Consider the following 18,335-nt stretch of genomic DNA (forward strand, 5'->3'; position numbering starts at 1 on the left):
CCGCCTCGAAGCGACCCGCTGAATTCGGGGCATCGCCCGTGGCACTCCGCCCGGGCCGCCATCCGGCCCCCACAGCGTCTGGACCGGCGGTCGATTGTCCGGCCAAGGCTCCATGAACCGTCTGCGTCGCGTCGTACTCGCCCTTCTCCTGCTGCTGTCCGCAGCCCCGGTCGCCGCCCAGACCCCCACCCCTGCGCCGCTCAGCCAGCAGCAGTTCGACCAGCTGGTGGACTCGCTCAGCAAGGCGGTGGCGGAGCGGCTGAAGACCAGCGGCGCGACCCCTGCCGCAACTCCGCCGGCCTCGACTCAACCTGCATCAACCCCATCGGCCACCCCATCGGCCGAAGCCGCCGCCCCCGTGCCGGCCTCTGAGCCCGCCCCGGCGCCCATGATGAGCATGGCGGGCGAGGAGCCGATGAGCGAAAAGCTCATCGAGGTGCTCGACCGCAGCGACGACGTGCTGGCGGAACTGCCGGCGCTGATCGAACAGGGCGGCCGCCTGCCCCATATTCTCGGCGCCGAGATGAACAATGGGCACGAGCCTGGCCGCTTCCTGCTGCTGCTCGCCGCCTGCGTCGCCGTGGCGCTCGGCACGGAGAAGCTGCTGCGCTTCGCGCTGCGGCCGCTGCGGCACCGCCTCGCCAGCCGGGTGAGCGGTGTCGCCTCGCTCTGGGCGCTGACGGCGCTGATCAGTATCGACGTGATGATCATCGCCGGCCTGTGGCTGGCGACGCATGCGATGATCGTCGGCTTCTTCGAGGGCGAGGTGCCGCAGGCACGGCTCGGCTATCTCGTGCTCACCAGCGTGTTCTACTGGCGCCTCTATCTGGTGGTGTTCCGCATCGCCCTGCGGCCGAACCTGCCGCAGGCACGGCTCGCCGAGATCGACGACGCCGGGGCGCTGAAGATCTATCGCTGGACCGCGGTGCTGATCCTGGTGGCGATCGCGCTCGCCGATTTCCGCCGCATCCTCGAGGGCATACAGGCGCCGACGCTCGTGGTCGCCTGCGCCATGCTGGTCAATACCCTCATACTCACCAGCTTGCTCATCGCCGGTTCGGTGGCCATCCGCGAGCCGATGGGCAAGTGGTTCCACGGCCTCAGCCAAGGCGGCAAGCCGGGGCCGCTGGTCGCCAGCATCGCCCGCTTCTGGCTGATCATCGCCATCCCGTTCTTCCTGGTGCTCGGCATGGCCCGCGTCTACGGCGCCCTCACCACCGCCATTGGCGTGCAGGAGGCGATCGCGATGACGATGAACGTGCTGATCGGCCTCCTGGTGCTCGAATCCTTCATGGACAAAGTCTGCCGCCTGATGCAGCGCGAGGAGGCCCAGGCGCACAACCACCCGAAACGGGAACGAGCAATCGAGGCGCTGATGCGCTGCGTGCGGGTAGCGATCCTGCTCGGCGCGCTGTCACTCTTGTTTCGCATCTGGGCCGTGCATGGCGTCGGCATGATGGACATGAGCGGCTACAATGCGCTGGCGGCCGCCGCCCTGCCGGCCGGTGCCATCCTGCTCGGCGCCTACTGTGCCTGGCAGGCAGTGGAGTACTTCACCAAGTTGCATGCCGCGCCCGCCACTTCGGGGCTTCCCGGCCACCAGGACACCGAGGACGCCGCCGCCCCGACCACCGCCTCGCGCATGAGCACGCTGATGCCGCTGCTGCGGGTGACGATGCTGCTCGCCATCATCGTCATGGCAGCACTGACCGTGCTGTCCCAGCTCGGCATCAACATCACGCCGCTGATCGCCGGCGCCTCCATCGTCGGCCTCGCCATCTCCTTCGGCAGCCAGACGCTGGTGAAGGACATTGTCTCCGGCGTGTTCTACCTCGTCGACGACGCGTTCCGGGTCGGCGAATACATCGATTGCGGCAGGGCCAAGGGAACGGTCGAGGGCTTCACCCTGCGCTCGCTGAAGCTGCGCCACCAGAACGGCATGGTGCACACCATTCCGTTCGGCCAGCTCGGACAGATCACCAATTTCAGCCGCGATTGGTCGACGCTGAAGTTCAACCTTCGCTTCACCCGCGACACCGATATCGAGAAGCTGCGTAAGACGGTGAAGAAGATCGGCATCGAGCTTCAGGACGATCCCGAATACAAGGACGACTTCCTGGCCCCGCTGAAGATGCAGGGTGTCGCCGATATCGCCGACAACGCGCTCGTCGTGCGCTTCAAGTTCACCGTGAAGCCGACCCGCCCGACGGTGATCCAGCGCGAGGCGGTGAAGCGGATGATCCGCATCCTGCCGGAGCAGGGCATCGAATTCGCCAACAACACCGTCTCGGTGCAGTCCATGACCAGCGGCGATCCGGCGGCGGCGGCCGCTGCCAGCCGCAAGGTCGCCAACGACATTGCCGAGAAAATAGCGGCGGAAGCCGCCGCTGGCTGAGACGGGCGGGCGGAACGCTCTGCCCGCCCGCGCTAGCCAGAAAACTCGGTCTCGTGGCGCAGCGCGTCTTCCGCCTCGGGATTGAGCGGATGCGCCTCGCGGTCTGGCGGCACCAGCGGTTCCGGCTCGGCGGCCATGCGGCCGGGCCCGTAGTCGACCCCCTCCTCCATCTGGCGCTGGAGGCGCTGGCGGTCGAGTTCGCGCACCTCGGCGATGATGTTGCGGGCGGCATCCGTCGCCACGCCATTGGCTCGCAGCGTCGCATTGCCGAAGGCCAGCGCGGATTCGAAGGTCTCGCGGATCTCGTAATCGACGCCCTTGGCCTGCAGGGAGAGGCTGTGGGTGCGGTCATAGGCGCGCACATGCAGCCGGACATGTGGCACGTTGGCCCGGAGGATCTCGACGATACGATCGGCGGTGTCGCGGCGGTCGACGCACACCGCCACCACCCGCACTCGTTCGGCTCCCGCCGCGCGCAGCACATCGAGCCGGGTGCCGTCGCCGTAATAGATGCGGAAGCCGAAGCGGCCAGCGCTCTGGATCATCTCGACATCGTTGTCGATGATCGTCACTTCCAGCCCCTGGGTCAGCAGGCACTGCGAGACGATCTGCCCGAAGCGGCCGAAGCCCACCACCAGCACCGAGCCATGGGCATCGGAGAAATCGTCCGGCTTCGGCACCGTGGCATCGCGACGCTCCAGCCGGCGAGCGATGCGCTCGCCGATCAGCGCCACCGGCGGGCCGAGCATCATGGTCATCGCTGCACAGGCGGAGAGCAGATCCGCCTGCGCCGAGGTGAGCAGGCCCAGGCTGAGGCCGAGCGGGAACAGCACGAAGGAGAACTCGCCCGCCGAAGTCAGCACCGAGGCGGCGCGCACCGAATCCGCCTCCGACCCCTCGGACAGGTGGAACACCGCCCACACCGACACCGCCTTCACCACCGTCACCAGCAGGGTGCCGAGGATCAGCAGCGGCGCGTTGGCTAGCACGATGCCGAGATTCATCGACATGCCGATGCTCATGAAGAACAGCGCGATCAGCAGGCCGCGAAAGGCGTCGACATTGGCTTCCAGCTCGTGGCGGAAGCTCGATTCCGACAGCATGACCCCGGCGAGGAACGCCCCCATCGCCATCGACATGCCGACCGCCGCCATCAGCGCGCCGGCGCCGAGCACCACCAGCAGCGCCGCGCCGGTCATCACCTCGCGGGCATTGCTGCGGGCGAGCACTTCGAACAGATGCGGCAGCAGATAGCGGCCGGTGCCGATCACCACCGCCACCGCCCCCAGCACGATGCCGACGTCGCGCAGCGAATCGAGGATGGACTGGCCCTCATGCGTGCCGGGCACCATCAGCGGCATCAGGGCGATCAGCGGCACCACCGCCATGTCCTGGAACAACAGAACCGCGAAGGCGCGCTGGCCATAGGGCTGGGCGAGGCCGTTCTTCTCCTCCAGCAATTGCAGGGCGATCGAAGTCGCGGACAGCGCGAGCGCCAGACCGGCGATGGCACCGGCGCGCCAGTCGAAATCCTTGCCGGCATAATGCGCCAGCACGGCGATACAGCCGCCGGTGAAGATCAGCTGTGCGGCGCCGATGCCGAAGATGGCCCGCCGCAGCGCCAGCAGGCGCGACAGCTTGAGCTCCAGCCCGATGACGAAGAGCAGCAGCACCACGCCGATCTCGGCGACGGTGATGATGCGCTCGGGATCGCGGATCGCCCCCAGTCCCGAGGGTCCGATGGCGATGCCCGCCGCCAGATAGCCGACGATGGGCGAGAGACCGAGCCGCCGGGCGAGAGGAACCGCTACCACCAGCGCCACCAGGAAGACCAGCGCCGAGATCAGCAGACCGTACCCGTCCCCGTGCATTCCCGCTCTCTCCCTTACGCGACCGGCCGCTGCGCCCGGTCTCGTGCCCCCGCTGTTCCGATGCTCTCCGGCAATGGCGGAACGATGGTCGCGACGCGGCCGAAAGGCGCCGCGGCCATCCGATCACCTTTCGCGGCGGGACAGAAGACGTCTAGCCGAAATGCCCGGAAAAACGACAGCACAACGCCCGCGCGGCGGTGGCCGGCGGGCGTTGCGAGAGAAGCGGAGAGCGGTGACGGCGCAGCCGCGCGCTCAGTGATGCGTGGGCAGGGTCTCGGCGGCGCGGGCCACCGGAATATCGGTGCGCTTTACCGGCGGCAGCGTCTTGAGCGATTCGACGACCAGCGGCGTCAGCCCCTCGCCGCCTTCGGAAATGTGGTCCTCGATCTTGGCACGCATGCGCGGCTCCCAGAAATCCTTGACGTGCTTGGCGATGCCGACCACCGCCCTGTCGTGCTTCTGGGTGGCGAAGAAGGCACCGATCTGGTTCGCCATGTAGATCAGCCGCGGCAGGCTGTCGTGCGAATCATGCGACATGGGGAACGGTCTCCGTGTTGGGTCCGCCGGTCGCGATGCGCTGCGGATGGGTAAAGACTTCAAATCCGTCGTCCCGCGCGATCGCCGCGAGGGTGATGCCCGCCGCCTCGGCGGTCCGGACAGCCAAGGCCGTGGGTGCGGAGACCGCCACCAGTACCGGGGCGCCAAGCATGGCGGTCTTCTGGACCATCTCGATCGACACCCGGCTGGTCAGCAGCACGATGCCGTCCACCGCCTGCCGGTCCTGCCGCACCAGGTGGCCGACCAGCTTGTCGAGCGCGTTGTGGCGTCCGACATCCTCGCGCACCGCCACCAGCCCGGCCTCCGGCTCCCAGAAGCCGGCGGCATGCACCGCGCGGGTGGCGTGGTTGAGCTGCTGCGCCGGGGCGAGGGAAGCGATGGCGCCGGCAATGTCCGCCGGGGAGAACACCCGCCCCCCGCCGACCGACCGCGCCGGCTTCACCGCCAGTTCGAGGCTCTCCACCCCGCACAGGCCGCAGCCGGTCGGCCCGGCGATCTGCCGCCGCCGCGCTACCATATGGCCGGCGCGCTCGGCATTGATCCACAAGCGGATCTCGACGCCCTCGTCGAACTCGAGAAGCTCCAGATCCTCGACATCGGACCGCGCGCCGATCACGCCCTCGGTGAGGCTGAAGCCAATGCCGAAATCCTCGAGATCGGCCGGCGTCGCCATCATCACGGCATAGGTGGAGCCGTTATGGACGATGGCGACCGGCGTCTCCTCGGGGATCGCACGCTCGCCTTCCCGCACGCCTTGGGGCGTGCAGGCCAGACGGGAAACGCGGACAACCGGCTCGATCATCGCCCGATGCTATCACTCCGCCGCTTCAACGGCGATACGGCGGCTCTGGCGAGCGAAGGCGTCATAGTCTTCCTGCCACTGCGACGGCCCGTTGGAACGGGCGACCTGCACCGCCGTCACCTTGAACTCGGGGCAGTTGGTCGCCCAGTCCGAGAAGTCGGTGGTGACGACGTTGGCCTGGGTCGTCGGGTGGTGGAAGGTGGTGTAGACGACGCCCGGCGCCACGCGGTCGGTGATCTCCGCCCGCAGGGTGGTGGAGCCGGCGCGGCTGTCGATGCGCACCCAGTCGCCTTCGCGCACGCCGCGCTGCTCGGCGTCGTGCGGATGGATCTCCAACAGGTCCTCCGGGTGCCAGGCGACGTTGTCGGTGCGGCGGGTCTGCGCGCCGACATTGTAGTGGCTGAGGATACGGCCGGTGGTGAGCAGCAGCGGGAAGCGAGCGCCGGAACGCTCGTCGGTCGGCACATATTCGGTGACGACGAACTTGCCCTTGCCGCGCGCGAAGGTCTCGATGTGCATGATCGGCACGCCTTCGGGATTGGCATCGTTGCAGGGCCACTGCACCGAGCCCATCTCGTCGAGCTTCTTGAACGACACGCCGGCGAAGGTCGGGGTGAGCGCGGCGATCTCGTCCATGATCTGCGAGGGGTGGGTATAGTTCCAGTCCATGCCGATGGCACGGGCCAGCAGCTGCGTCACTTCCCAGTCGCCATAGCGGTTCTTCGGCGCCATCACCTTACGCACCAGCTGGATGCGGCGTTCGGCATTGGTGAAGGTGCCGTCCTTCTCGAGGAAGGTGCAGCCCGGCAGGAAGACATGGGCGTAGTTGGCGGTCTCGTTCAGGAACAGGTCCTGCACCACCACCAGCTCCATCGCCGCCAGGCCGGCCGCGACATGCTTGGTGTCGGGATCGGACTGCAGGATGTCCTCGCCCTGGATGTAGATCGCCTTGAAGGTGCCCTCGACGGCGGCGTCCAGCATGTTGGGGATGCGCAGGCCGGGCTCGGCATCGAGCGGACGGCCCCACATCGCCTCGAAGGTGGCGCGGGTGGCATCGTCGGAGATGTGGCGGTAGCCGGGCAGCTCGTGCGGGAACGAGCCCATGTCGCAGGAGCCCTGCACGTTGTTCTGGCCGCGTAGCGGGTTCACGCCGACGCCGCGACGGCCGATATTGCCGGTCGCCATGGCGAGGTTGGCGATCGCCATAACCGTGGTCGAGCCCTGCGAGTGCTCGGTAACGCCGAGGCCGTAATAGATCGCCGCGTTGCCGCCGGTGGCATAGAGCCGGGCAGCGCCGCGGATCAGCTCGGCCGGCACGCCGGTGAGCTTGGAGACAGCTTCCGGCGAATGGCGCTCGTCGGCGACGAATTCCGCCCAGTCCTGGAACTCGTCCCAGTCGCAGCGCTCGCGCACGAAGGGCTCGTTGACCAGTCCCTCGGTGACGATGACATGCGCCAGCGAGGTGACGATGGCGACATTGGTGCCGGGCTGCAGCGGCAGGTGGAAGTCCGCCTTGATGTGTGGCGAGCGCACCAGGTCGATGCGGCGCGGATCGACGACGATCAGCTTGGCGCCGTCGCGCAGGCGCTTCTTCATGCGCGAGCCGAACACCGGGTGGCCGTCGGTCGGATTGGCGCCGATCACCAGGATGACGTCGCTGTCCTCGACCGAATCGAAGTCCTGCGTGCCCGCCGAGGTGCCGAAGGCCTGGTTGAGGCCGTAGCCGGTCGGCGAGTGGCAGACACGGGCGCAGGTATCAACATTGTTGGTGCCGAAGCCGGCGCGGATGATCTTCTGGACGAGGTAGGCTTCCTCGTTGGTGCAGCGCGAGGAGGTGATGCCGCCCACGGAACGGCGACCATAGGTCTCCTGGATACGCTTCAGCTCATTGGCGGTGTGGGTGATCGCCTCTTCCCACGACACTTCCCGCCACGGATCGGTGACCTTGGCGCGGATCATCGGGTTGAGCACGCGATCCTTGTGCATCGCGTAGCCCCAGGCGAAGCGGCCCTTGACGCAGCTATGGCCGCGATTGGCCTTGCCTTCCTTCCACGGCACCATGCGCACCACTTCCTGGCCGCGCATCTCGGCCTTGAAGGTGCAGCCGACGCCGCAATAGGCGCAAGTGGTGACCACCGAATGCTCCGGCGTGCCGATCTCGATCAGCCGCTTCTCGGAGAGGGTTGCGGTCGGGCAGGCCTGCACGCAGGCGCCGCAGGACACGCATTCCGAGGTGAGGAAGGCTTCCGACTGGCCGGGCGACACACGGCTGTCGAAGCCGCGGCCGGAAATCGTCAGCGCGAAGGTGCCCTGCACCTCTTCGCAAGCACGCACGCAACGATTGCAGACGATGCACTTGGCCGGGTCATAGGTGAAATACGGGTTCGACTCGTCCTTGGGCATGACGAGCTCGGAGGTCGGGGCGAAGTGGTTCGCGCCCTCCATGCCGTAGCGCACCTCGCGCAGGCCGACCGCGCCGGCCATGTCCTGCAGCTCGCAATCGCCATTGGCGGCGCAGGTGAGGCAGTCCAGCGGGTGGTCGGAGATGTAGAGCTCCATCACGCCCTTGCGCAGCTGCGCGAGGCGGGGCGTCTGGGTATGCACCTTGATACCTGGCGCCACCGGCGTGGTGCAGGAGGCCGGGGTGCCGTTGCGGCCCTCGATCTCGATCAGGCAGAGGCGACACGAGCCGAAGGCGTCCAGCATGTCGGTGGCGCAGAGCTTGGGGATCTGCGTCCCCATCTCCATCGCCGCGCGCATGATGGACGTGCCTTCCGCGACCGTGACCTCGACGCCGTCGATGGTGAGCGTCACCATCTTGTCGGTCTTGGGGGCGGGGGTACCGTAGTCGATCTCATGGACGAGAGACATGCGTGTCCTCCTCACTCGGCGGCTTCGAGGCGACGGGGCGTGTCGCCGAATTCTTCGGGGAAATGGGTGAGGGCGCTAAGCACCGGGTAGGGCGTGAAGCCACCAAGCGCGCAGAGCGAGCCGAGCTTCATGGTCTGGCAGAGGTCCTTGAGCACTTCGAGGTTCTTCTCGCGGCGCTCGCCGGCGATGATGCGGTCGATGACCTCGACGCCGCGGGTGGAGCCGATGCGGCAGGGTGTGCACTTGCCGCAGCTCTCCACCGAGCAGAACTCCATGGCGAAGCGGGCCATCTTCACCATGTCGGCGTTCTCGTCGAAGACGACGATGCCGCCATGGCCGATCAGCGCGTCCTTGGCCGCGAAGGCCTCGTAGTCGAAGGGCAGGTCGAACTGCCAGGTCGGCACATAGGCGCCGAGCGGGCCACCGACCTGCGCCGCCTTCACCGGGCGCCCGGACGCAGTGCCGCCGCCGATGTCGTTGATGAGCTCGCCGAGGGTGATGCCGAAGGCGGTCTCGAACAGGCCGCCGAACTTCACATTGCCGGCGATCTGGATCGGCATGGTGCCGCGCGAGCGCCCCATGCCGAAATCCATGTATTTCTGAGCGCCGTCGGCGAGGATGTGCGGCACCGCCACCAGCGACAGCACGTTATTGATCACCGTCGGCTTCTGGAACAGGCCCTTATGGGCCGGCAGCGGCGGCTTGGCGCGCACCGTGCCGCGACCGCCCTCGAGGCTGTCGAGCAGCGCGGTTTCCTCGCCGCAGACATAGGCGCCGGCGCCCATGCGCACTTCCATGTCGAAGCTGTGCTGCGAGCCGGCGATGTTGACGCCCAGCATGCCATGCGCGCGCGCCGCCTCGATCGCCTTCTCCATCGCCCAGATGGCGTGGGGATATTCCGAGCGGGTGTAGACGAAGCCCTTGGTCGCTCCGACCGCCAGGCCGGCAATGGTCATGCCCTCGATCAGCTGGAAGGGGTCGCCTTCCATGATCATGCGATCGGCGAAGGTGCCCGAATCGCCCTCGTCGGCGTTGCAGACGATGTATTTGCGGTCGGCCTTGGCATCCGCCACGGTCTTCCACTTGATGGCGGTCGGGAAGCCGGCGCCGCCGCGGCCGCGCAGGCCCGACTTCTTGACTTCCTCGATGATCTCCGCCGGGCCGAGCGCCAGTGCGCGCTCAAGGCCGCGATAGCCGCCATGCGCGACGTAGTCGGCATAGGAGGCGGGATCGACGATGCCGCAGCGGGCATAGGTCAGCCGCGTCTGCTTGGCCATGAAGGGATGCTCTTCCGGCTTGCCGATGCGCAGCGCATGCGCGGCGCCGGTGAGGAAGCCGGCCTCGAACAGGCCCTCGACGTCGGTCTCTTCCACCGGGCCATAGGCGATGCGGCCTTCCGGCGTCGCGACCTCGACCAGCGGCTCCAGCCACAGCATGCCGCGCGAGCCGGTGCGGATGATCTCGACCGGCTGCTTGCGGGCGAGCGCCGCAGCCTGGATGGACTCGACCACCTCGTCGGCGCCGCAGGCGATGGCGCAGGCGTCCTTGGGAACGTAGATGCGGATGGTCACGATTGCGCCTCCGAGATCAGTGCGTCGAGGCGACGCTCGTTGAGACGGGCGACGATGCGGCCGTCGAGCATGGCGGAGGGCGCGGTGGCGCACAGGCCGAGGCAATAGATCGGCTCCACCGTCACCCGGCCGTCGGCCGTGGTCTCGCCGAGCTTGCAGCCGAGCTTGTGCTCGGCATGGGCGGCGAGCGCGTCACCACCGGCGGCCTGGCAGGCCTCGGCGCGGCACAGCTTCAGCACGTGCTGGCCGGCGGGCTCGTGGCGGAAATCATGATAGAAGGTCACCACGCCGTGCACTTCCGCGCGCGACACGTTGAGCTTCTCGGCGAGCATCGGCACGACGGCATCCGGCACATAGCCGAAGGTTTCCTGCACCGCGTGGAGCATCGGCATCAGCGGGCCTTCGAGATGGACGAATTCGCCGATGACGGCTTGCGCCCGCTCCTCGCTCCAGGGCTCGTAGTGCGGCATTTTCTCCCGGACCTTCTTTTAAAGTTTTCCAATGGAGAACATCGTGCCGCAGTTGACCAAAATCAATTCCGGTGTTCCGTCTCTTGATAGAAAGGTTCTATCGAACGACCCCTGCGCCGCAGAGGAAACCGACAAATCGGCGCTCGTGTTCCCTTAATGTTCTTGACGCTGTCTCTGCGTCCCCTACAGTGAGGTATCGGGGGCGGGGCGCACGCCGGCGCCGCGCGAAGACGTGATCGGGGGCGGCATGGTCCAGCGGGTGGCGACGGTGGCGTTCGAGGGCATCGAGGCGCGTCCGGTCGACGTGCAGGTGCAGGTCAGCCCCGGCCTGCCGGCCTTCAACCTCGTCGGCCTCGCCGACAAGGCGGTGACCGAAGCGAAGGAGCGGGTGCGCGCCGCGTTGATCGCCTCCGGCCTCGCGCTGCCGCCCAAGCGCATCACCGTCAATCTCGCCCCCGCCGACCTGCCGAAGGAAGGCAGCCATTACGACCTGCCGATCGCGCTCGGGCTGATGGCCGCCATCGGCGCCATTCCCGCCGAGGCGCTGGAGGGATTCACCGTGGTCGGCGAACTGGCGCTCGACGGCCGCATCGCCGCGGTGGCCGGGGTGCTGCCAGCCGCCATCGGCGCCAATGCCCGCGACCACGGGCTGATCTGTCCGGCGGAATGCGGGCAGGAGGCGGCCTGGGCCAGCCCGGACATGCCGGTGCTGGCTCCTTCCTCGCTGATCCAGCTGGTCGGCCACCTCAATGGCCGCCAGCGCCTGACCCGTCCCGAGCCGCGGCTGGAGACCGCCGGCGCCGCCTTGCCGGACCTCTGCGAGGTACGCGGGCAGGAAACTGCCCGCCGGGCATTGGAGGTCGCCGCTGCCGGCAGCCATAACCTGCTGTTCTGCGGCCCGCCCGGCGCCGGCAAGTCGATGCTGGCGCAACGTCTGCCCTCGATCCTGCCGCCGCTGGCGCCGGCGGAACTGCTGGAAGTCTCGATGATCGCCTCGGTGGCCGGCACGCTGCAATCGGGCGCGCTCACCGACCGACGGCCGTTCCGTGCCCCGCACCATTCCGCCTCCATGGCGGCGATGGTCGGCGGTGGCAACCGTGCCCGGCCGGGCGAGGTCTCGCTCGCCCATAATGGCGTGCTGTTCCTCGACGAACTGCCGGAATTCCAGCCCTCGGTACTCGACGCGTTGCGCCAGCCACTGGAAACCGGCGACGCCTTCATCGCCCGCGCCAATCACCGCGTCACCTATCCCGCGCGGTTCCAGCTGGTGGCGGCGATGAACCCCTGCCGCTGCGGTCGCGCCGGCGAGCCGGGCTTCACCTGTCGGCGCGGGCCGCGCTGCGCCGCCGACTATCAGGCGCGGCTGTCGGGGCCGTTCCTCGACCGCATCGACCTGCATCTTGATGTGCCCGCGCTCTCCGCCGTCGATCTCGTGCGGCCCGCACCGGCGGAATCGAGCGCCACGGTCGCCAGGCGGGTGGCGGCGGCGCGCGATATCCAGGCCGAACGTTTCGCTGCCCTCGGCCGGCCGGACCTCACCACCAACGCGCAGGCATCCGGCCCGATTCTGGAGGACATCGCCTCCCCCGATGCCGGCGGCGCGGCTCTGCTGACCGACGCCGCCCGCATCATGCGGCTATCGGCCCGCGGCTATCACCGGGTTCTGCGGGTGGCGCGGACCCTCGCCGACCTTTCCGGTGCCGAAACGGTTTCCCGCGCCCACATCGCGGAAGCTCTGGCCTACCGGGTCGGCGCCGACCGGGCGACGGTGGCCGCGTGATCAGGTGAGAATGGTCGCGCCAGTCCGTCACGGAAGCGTAGCGGTGTCTGCATCATCGGCACGACGGTAGGGGCACGATCGCGAACCCGCCGGTGAACGCGCGAGAGCTCATCGGGCTGGCAGCGCCCGGCGCTTTATCCAGCGAAGCGCCCGACTATAAGGTCACGTTCGCCTGCAACGCGGCGCGTCGGCCGATGACCTTGCCAATGACCCGGCCTTCCGCATGTTCCGGCCAAGGCGCGAGGCACGCCGCCCCACCATGTGAAAGACGCATGCCATGAACCCGCCGGCCGTAGCCATCGATGAGACCAGCGAACTCCAATACAACCTGGCGCTCACCGTGCCGGACATGCCGGTCACCACCGGCGCCTGGCCGGCGCGGGCGGAGGCGGCCCGCCGGCGGCATCCGCCGCTTGCCGATCTTGCCTATGGAACGCATCCGCGCGCCCGGCTCGACCTGTTCCGGGCCCCCTCTCCGCGCGGTACCTTCGTCTTCATCCATGGCGGCTTCTGGCGGGCGCGCTCGAAGGACGAATTTTCCTGGATCGCAGAACCCTTCCTCGCCGCCGGCTATTCAGTAGCGCTGCCCAGCTATCCGCTGTGCCCGCAGGCACCTTTTGCCACCATCGCGCCGGCCATCCGCGCCGCCTTCGCACATCTCTATCGCGTGCTTCTCTCACCGGACGAGCGAGCGCGCATCGTCATCTCCGGCCACTCGGCCGGCGGCTATCTCGCCGCCGACCTGCTGACGGTGGATTGGCAGGCGCTGGACCTGCCAGCTATCCCCTTCCAGGGCGTGCTGCCGATCTCCGGTGTGTTCGATCTTTCCCCATTGGTCGCCACCAGCATCAACGGCGATCTCCAACTCACCCGGGAGGAAGCCGTCCGGCTCAGCCTGCACCAGACACCGGCCCGCTTCCCGGTTCGCACCGTGGTGGCGGTCGGTGCAGCGGAAACCGATGGCTTCCGGCAGCAGAGCACGGGATTGGCGGAACGCTGGCATGACCTGTCGCCCACCCTCCTGACCGTGCCCGGCGCCCATCACTTCGACATTCTCGACAGCCTCGCCACACCGGACGGGCTGCTGCATGCGGCGGCGCGCGACCTGCTCGATGCCGATCCCGCCTGACGGATGGCCTCCGGGGCAACTATCGCTCTGGATGCACGGGGGGATTGTTGCGCCCGCCTTCCCCATGCCAGAAAGCAGACGGGATGACTTTGGGTGAACCGGGGAGACTTCGACGTGAAGCGGACGATCGGCGCTGCGGCGCTCGCCACCATTCTGGCCCTGCCGGGCGCCGCCGGCGCCGATGAGCTGAAGATCGGGCTGATTTCCACCCTCTCCGGCCCCTCGGCGGCGCTCGGCCAGCATCTGCGCGACGGCTTCCTGCTGGCGGTTAAGCAGCGCGGCGGCAAGCTCGGCGGCGAGGCCGCCGAGGTGATCGTGGTCGACGACGAGCTCAAGCCGGATGTCGCCGTCACCAAGGCAAAGGCGCTGGTCGACCGCGACAAGGTCGACTTCGTGGTCGGCGTGGTGTTCTCCAATGTGATGAACGCCGTCGCCAAGCCGCTGGCGGAATCCAAGACCTTCCTGATCAGCGCCAATGCCGGCCCGTCCACCCTCGCCGGCGAGGGGTGCAGCCCATATGTGTTCTCCGCCTCCTACCAGAACGACCAGAACCACGAGGTTCTCGGCAAATACGCGCAGGACAAGGGCTACAAGAAGGTGGTGCTGATGGCGCCGAACTATCAGGCGGGCAAGGATTCGCTCGCCGGGTTCAAGCGCCACTACAAGGGCGAGGTCGCCGAGGAGATCTACACCCAGCTCGGCCAGCTCGACTTTTCCGCCGAGCTCGCCCGCATCGCCGCGGCCGAGCCGGACGCGGTATTCACCTTCATGCCGGGCGGCATGGGCGTGAACCTCGTCAAGCAGTACCGCCAGGCCGGCCTCGCCGACACCGTGCCCTTCCTTTCCGCCTTCACCGTCGACGAGACCACGCTGCCGGCCACGCAGGGCGCCGCGCTCGGCCTGTATTCCGGCGCCGCCTGGGCTCCCAATCTCGACACGCCGGAAAACAAGGCCTTCGTCGCCGCCTTCGAGAAGGAATATGGCTATGTCCCGGCACTCTACGCCGCGCAGGCCTATGACGCGGCGCTGATGATCGATGCGGCGGTGAAAGGGCTCGGTGGCAAGCTCGACGACAAGGAGGCGGTGCGCGCGGCGCTGAAGAAAGCCGACTTCAAGTCGGTGCGCGGCGCCTTCTCCTTCAACACCAACCAGTTCCCGATCCAGGACTTCTATCTCGTCAAGGTCGCCAAGCGGCCGGACGGCAAGTTTGAGACCGAGATCGCCGAGACGGTGTTCAAGCAATATGGCGACGTCTATGCCGCCAAATGCCCGATGAAGTGATGCGTTTCCTTTCGGGGGCAGCGGCCGGCGGCCGGAGGCAAGGCCGGGCACGGGCATGAGCACCACGCTCCTCCTCATCCAGACGCTGAACGGGCTGCAGCTCGGCGTGTTGCTGTTCCTGATCGCGGCCGGGCTGACGCTGGTGTTCGGGGTGATGGATTTCATCAACCTCGCCCACGGCGTCCAGTACATGCTGGGCGCCTATTTCCTCGCCGCCTTCGCCGCCGCCACCGGCAGCTTCGCGCTCGGACTGGTGCTGGCGCTCGGCGCCGCGCTGCTGTGCGGCGTGGTGCTGGAACGGCTGGTGCTGCGCCATCTCTATGGCCGCGACCATCTCGACCAGGTGCTGGCGACCTTCGGCATCATCCTGTTTCTCAACGAGGCCGTGCGCGCGCTGTGGGGCTCGGCGCCACTGCATGTCGACATTCCCGAGGCGATGTCCGGCGCGGTGCGGCTGATGCCCGGCCTGCTCTACCCGTTCTACCGCCTGGTGCTGATCGGCGCCGGCCTCGGGGTGGCGCTGCTGCTCTATGTGCTGGTTGCCCATACCCGCATCGGCATGCGCGTGCGTGCCGGGGCGAGCGACGCGGCGATGGTGTCGGCGCTCGGGGTGAATGTCGGCCGGCTGTTCACCCTGGTGTTCGGCTTCGGCGCCATGCTGGCCGGCTTTGCCGGCGCGCTGGCGGCGCCGATCCTCTCGGTGGAGCCAGGCATGGGCGACAACATCCTCATCCTCGCCTTCGTGGTGGTGGTGATCGGCGGCATCGGCTCGGTGCGCGGCGCCTTCGTGGCGGCGCTGCTGGTCGGACTGGTCGACACGCTCGGGCGCTCCTTCTCCACCAGCCTGATGCGGCTCGCAATGGATTCCTCGGCCGCCGCGCAAGCCGGCCCGGCGCTCGCTTCCATGCTGGTCTATGTGTTGATGGCGCTGGTGCTGGCGGTGCGCCCGCGTGGCCTGTTCCCCGCGAGGGCGGGATGAGCGCATCCGCCCGACATTCCCTGCTGCCGCTGCTCATCGGCGCCGGCTTCGTCCTGGTGCCGCTCATCACCGGCGGCGACGTCTATGCGGTGAACCTTGCCATACGCATCATGTGCCTCGCCATCGCGGCGATCGGGCTCGATCTGATCCTCGGCTATGGACGGCTGGTCAGCTTCGGCCATGCCGCCTTCTTCGGTGCCGGCGCCTATGCCGTCGGCATCCTGTCGACGCACGGCTTTACCAGCGCGCCGCTGCTGATCGGCGCCGCCATTCTCGCCGGCGCGGCGCTGGCCCTGCCGATCGGCGCGGTCTCGCTGCGCACGCGCGGCGTGTATTTCATCATGATCACGCTGGCCTTCGGGCAGATGCTGTTCTTCACCGCCACCAGCCTCTCGGCCTATGGCGGCGACGACGGGCTGAGCCTGCCGGCGCGCGCCACCTTCCTCGGCACCGATCCGTTCGGATCGCCGCTGAGCTTCCACTATGTGGTGCTGGCGTTGCTGGCGCTCGTCTATCTCGGCGGCCGCGTCCTCGTCGCCTCGCGCTTCGGCCGGGTGCTGCGGGCAGGCGGCGAGGACGAGCGGCGGGTGATCGCCGCCGGCTTCCCGATCACCGCCTACCGGCTGGTCGCCTTCGTCATTGCCGGCGGGATAGCCGGGCTCGCCGGCGGTCTCTATGCCGAATTCACCGAGTTCGTCAGCCCGGCCTATCTGTCGTGGCAGCGCTCGGGCGAGTTCATCGTCATGGTGGTGCTGGGCGGCACCGGATCGCTGCACGGGGCGGTGCTCGGCGCCGCCGGCGTGGTGCTGCTGGAGGAGTGGCTCGCCGAGTTCACCGAACATTGGCGGCTGATCTTCGGCCCGCTGCTGGTGCTGGCGGCGCTGGCGGGACGGGACGGCCTTGCCCGCCTGCTCGGCAGGGGAAAGCCATGAGTCTGGCCTCGTGCGCCGCGCCCCCGGTCCTGCAGCTCCAGGGCCTCGTCAAGCATTACGGCCGGCTGCGGGTCAGCGACGATGTCTGGCTCGATGTCGCGCCGGGCGAAATCCACGCGCTGATCGGCCCCAACGGCGCCGGCAAGACCACGCTGATCGGCCAGATCGCCGGCGAGATCCTAAGCGACTCCGGCCGCATCCTCCTCGGCGGCGTCGACGTCACCGGCGAGAGGCCGCACCGACGCGTTCATCGCGGCCTCGCCCGCTCGTTCCAGATCACCCGGCTGATCGGCGGCTTCAGCGCGCTGGAGAATGTCGCGTTGTGCGCCCAGGCGCTGGACGGATCGAGCTTCCGCTTCCTCGCGCCGGTCCGCCGCGACGCGGGACTGAACGCCACCGCCATCGCCGCGCTCGTGGAGACCGGTCTGGCGGAGCGGGCCGACATCCCCGCCGGCCGGCTGAGCCACGGCGAGAAGCGCCAGCTGGAGCTGGCCATGGCGCTGGTCGCCAGCCCGAAGCTGATGGTGCTGGACGAGCCGATGGCCGGGCTGGGCAAGGCGGAGACGCAGGCGATGATCGCGGTGCTGCGCCGGCTCGCCGGGCAGGCGGCGATCCTGCTGGTCGAACACGACATGCATGCCGTCTTCGCGCTCGCCGACCGCATCAGCGTGCTCGTCGAGGGCCGCATCATCGCCTCCGGCCCGCCGGACGCCATCCGCGCCGACACTGCCGTGCGCGCCGCCTATCTCGGCGAGGAGGCGTAGATGCTGGAACTCTCCGACGTCGCGGCCGGCTATGGCGGCAACCAGGTGCTGTTCGGCGTTTCGCTCCGCGTCGGCGCCGGCGAGGCCGTGGCGCTGATGGGGCGCAACGGCATGGGGAAGAGCACGACGGTGAAGACCGTCATGGGCCTACTGCCGGCCAGCGGCGGCGCCATCTCCTTCGCCGGGCGCCCGATCCTCGGCCTGCCGCCCTACCGCATCGCCAATGCCGGCATCGGCCTGGTGCCGGAAGGCCGGCGCGTCTTTCCGACCTTGAGCGTGCGCGAAAACCTGATCGCCACCGCCCGCGCCGCCGAGGCGGGCCGCGACGGCCAGCCGAAGGCGCCGGACTGGACGCTCGCCGCGATCTACGAATTGCTGCCCCGCCTCGCCGAACGCCAGCGTCACCTTGGCAGCCAGCTCTCCGGCGGCGAGCAGCAGATGCTCGCCATCGGCCGGGCGCTGATGACAAATCCCCGGCTGGTGATCCTCGACGAGGCGACTGAGGGACTGGCCCCGCTGATTCGCGCCGAGATCTGGGCCTGCCTGGAACGGCTCAAGCAGGCAGGCCTCGCCATTCTGGTCATCGACAAGCATGCCGACGCGCTGGCGCGCATCGCCGACCGGCACGTCATCCTGGAGAAAGGCCGCGTGGCCTGGAGCGGCGACACCAACGCCTTCCGCGCCGATCCCGGCCTCAAGGACCGCTTCCTGCATGTATAAGTCGGCTAATCATCGACAGGATGACTTACGGGAATGACCGTAGCCGCCGGGCAGTGGAGCATTCGTCGCATGTGTCGGGGCCGGCGCGGCGCGCGACTACCGTATCTGTCACATCGCCGTTGGAAAAACGTGATTCTGTCGCCCCTTGAAACTATGATATGTGACGGTTTCAGGGGCACGCCATGACGCGTTACTTTGCCGACGATGCGGTC

At 68.2% G+C, this 18,335-nt stretch carries 14 protein-coding genes; 8 read left to right on the forward strand and 6 right to left on the reverse strand.

Translation table 11 applies throughout. From position 1 onward, the window contains the following. The first annotated feature begins 112 nt into the window (after window positions 1–112). Window positions 113–2,395, forward strand: coding sequence for a mechanosensitive ion channel domain-containing protein (locus tag KHC28_RS08405; RefSeq protein WP_214007883.1), 2,283 nt, complete (start codon window positions 113–115; stop codon window positions 2,393–2,395). A 32-nt stretch (window positions 2,396–2,427) separates the two neighbouring features. On the opposite strand, the gene KHC28_RS08410 is transcribed toward KHC28_RS08405, so the two are convergent. From KHC28_RS08410 to KHC28_RS08435, 6 genes are all read right to left on the reverse strand, one after another. Next, on the reverse strand, window positions 2,428–4,266 hold the full coding sequence (locus KHC28_RS08410; protein WP_214007884.1) for a monovalent cation:proton antiporter-2 (CPA2) family protein: 1,839 nt from the start codon (window positions 4,264–4,266) through the stop codon (window positions 2,428–2,430). A gap of 252 nt (window positions 4,267–4,518) precedes the next feature. Continuing rightward, a complete protein-coding gene (locus tag KHC28_RS08415) occupies window positions 4,519–4,803 on the reverse strand; it encodes a formate dehydrogenase subunit delta (protein WP_214007885.1) in 285 nt (94 codons plus the stop codon). Beyond that, window positions 4,793–5,626, reverse strand: a complete 834-nt coding sequence (gene fdhD, locus KHC28_RS08420; RefSeq protein WP_214007886.1) for a formate dehydrogenase accessory sulfurtransferase FdhD — start codon at window positions 5,624–5,626, stop codon at window positions 4,793–4,795. The genes KHC28_RS08415 and fdhD overlap by 11 nt, the downstream gene beginning before the upstream one ends. Window positions 5,627–5,638: 12 nt before the next feature. Continuing rightward, entirely contained in the window at window positions 5,639–8,497 is a 2,859-nt protein-coding gene (gene fdhF / locus KHC28_RS08425; protein ID WP_214007887.1) for a formate dehydrogenase subunit alpha, read from the reverse strand. A gap of 11 nt (window positions 8,498–8,508) precedes the next feature. Continuing rightward, window positions 8,509–10,068, reverse strand: a complete 1,560-nt coding sequence (locus KHC28_RS08430) for a formate dehydrogenase beta subunit (RefSeq protein WP_214007888.1) — start codon at window positions 10,066–10,068, stop codon at window positions 8,509–8,511. Then, window positions 10,065–10,538 (reverse strand): formate dehydrogenase subunit gamma, encoded by a 474-nt coding sequence (locus tag KHC28_RS08435; protein WP_214007889.1) that lies wholly within the window; start codon window positions 10,536–10,538, stop codon window positions 10,065–10,067. Before KHC28_RS08435 ends, KHC28_RS08430 begins: the two co-directional genes overlap by 4 nt. A gap of 247 nt (window positions 10,539–10,785) precedes the next feature. Here KHC28_RS08435 and KHC28_RS08440 point away from each other — a divergent pair, with 247 nt between their 5' ends. The 7 genes from KHC28_RS08440 to KHC28_RS08470 all read left to right on the forward strand — a co-directional run bounded on the left by KHC28_RS08440 (window position 10,786) and on the right by KHC28_RS08470 (window position 18,123). After that, window positions 10,786–12,318, forward strand: a complete 1,533-nt coding sequence (locus KHC28_RS08440) for a YifB family Mg chelatase-like AAA ATPase (protein WP_214007890.1) — start codon at window positions 10,786–10,788, stop codon at window positions 12,316–12,318. Window positions 12,319–12,595: 277 nt separating this feature from the next. Then, a complete protein-coding gene (locus tag KHC28_RS08445; protein ID WP_214007891.1) occupies window positions 12,596–13,447 on the forward strand; it encodes an alpha/beta hydrolase in 852 nt (283 codons plus the stop codon). 114 nt (window positions 13,448–13,561) lie between these two features. Then, a complete protein-coding gene (locus tag KHC28_RS08450; RefSeq protein ID WP_214007892.1) occupies window positions 13,562–14,728 on the forward strand; it encodes an ABC transporter substrate-binding protein in 1,167 nt (388 codons plus the stop codon). Between the two features lie 55 nt (window positions 14,729–14,783). Then, a complete protein-coding gene (locus KHC28_RS08455; protein ID WP_214007893.1) occupies window positions 14,784–15,707 on the forward strand; it encodes a branched-chain amino acid ABC transporter permease in 924 nt (307 codons plus the stop codon). Continuing rightward, the gene (locus KHC28_RS08460) at window positions 15,704–16,639 is read left to right on the forward strand and encodes a branched-chain amino acid ABC transporter permease (RefSeq protein ID WP_214007894.1); all 936 of its coding nucleotides are present in this window, start codon (window positions 15,704–15,706) and stop codon (window positions 16,637–16,639) included. Before KHC28_RS08455 ends, KHC28_RS08460 begins: the two co-directional genes overlap by 4 nt. Further along, the gene (locus KHC28_RS08465) at window positions 16,636–17,403 is read left to right on the forward strand and encodes an ABC transporter ATP-binding protein (protein ID WP_214007895.1); all 768 of its coding nucleotides are present in this window, start codon (window positions 16,636–16,638) and stop codon (window positions 17,401–17,403) included. The genes KHC28_RS08460 and KHC28_RS08465 overlap by 4 nt, the downstream gene beginning before the upstream one ends. Further along, entirely contained in the window at window positions 17,404–18,123 is a 720-nt protein-coding gene (locus tag KHC28_RS08470) for an ABC transporter ATP-binding protein (protein ID WP_214007896.1), read from the forward strand. It abuts the gene before it with no gap. The last annotated feature ends 212 nt before the right edge of the window (window positions 18,124–18,335 follow it).

Origin of the sequence: Ancylobacter sonchi, from assembly GCF_018390695.1 — a bacterium.
GTDB lineage: Bacteria > Pseudomonadota > Alphaproteobacteria > Rhizobiales > Xanthobacteraceae > Ancylobacter > Ancylobacter sonchi.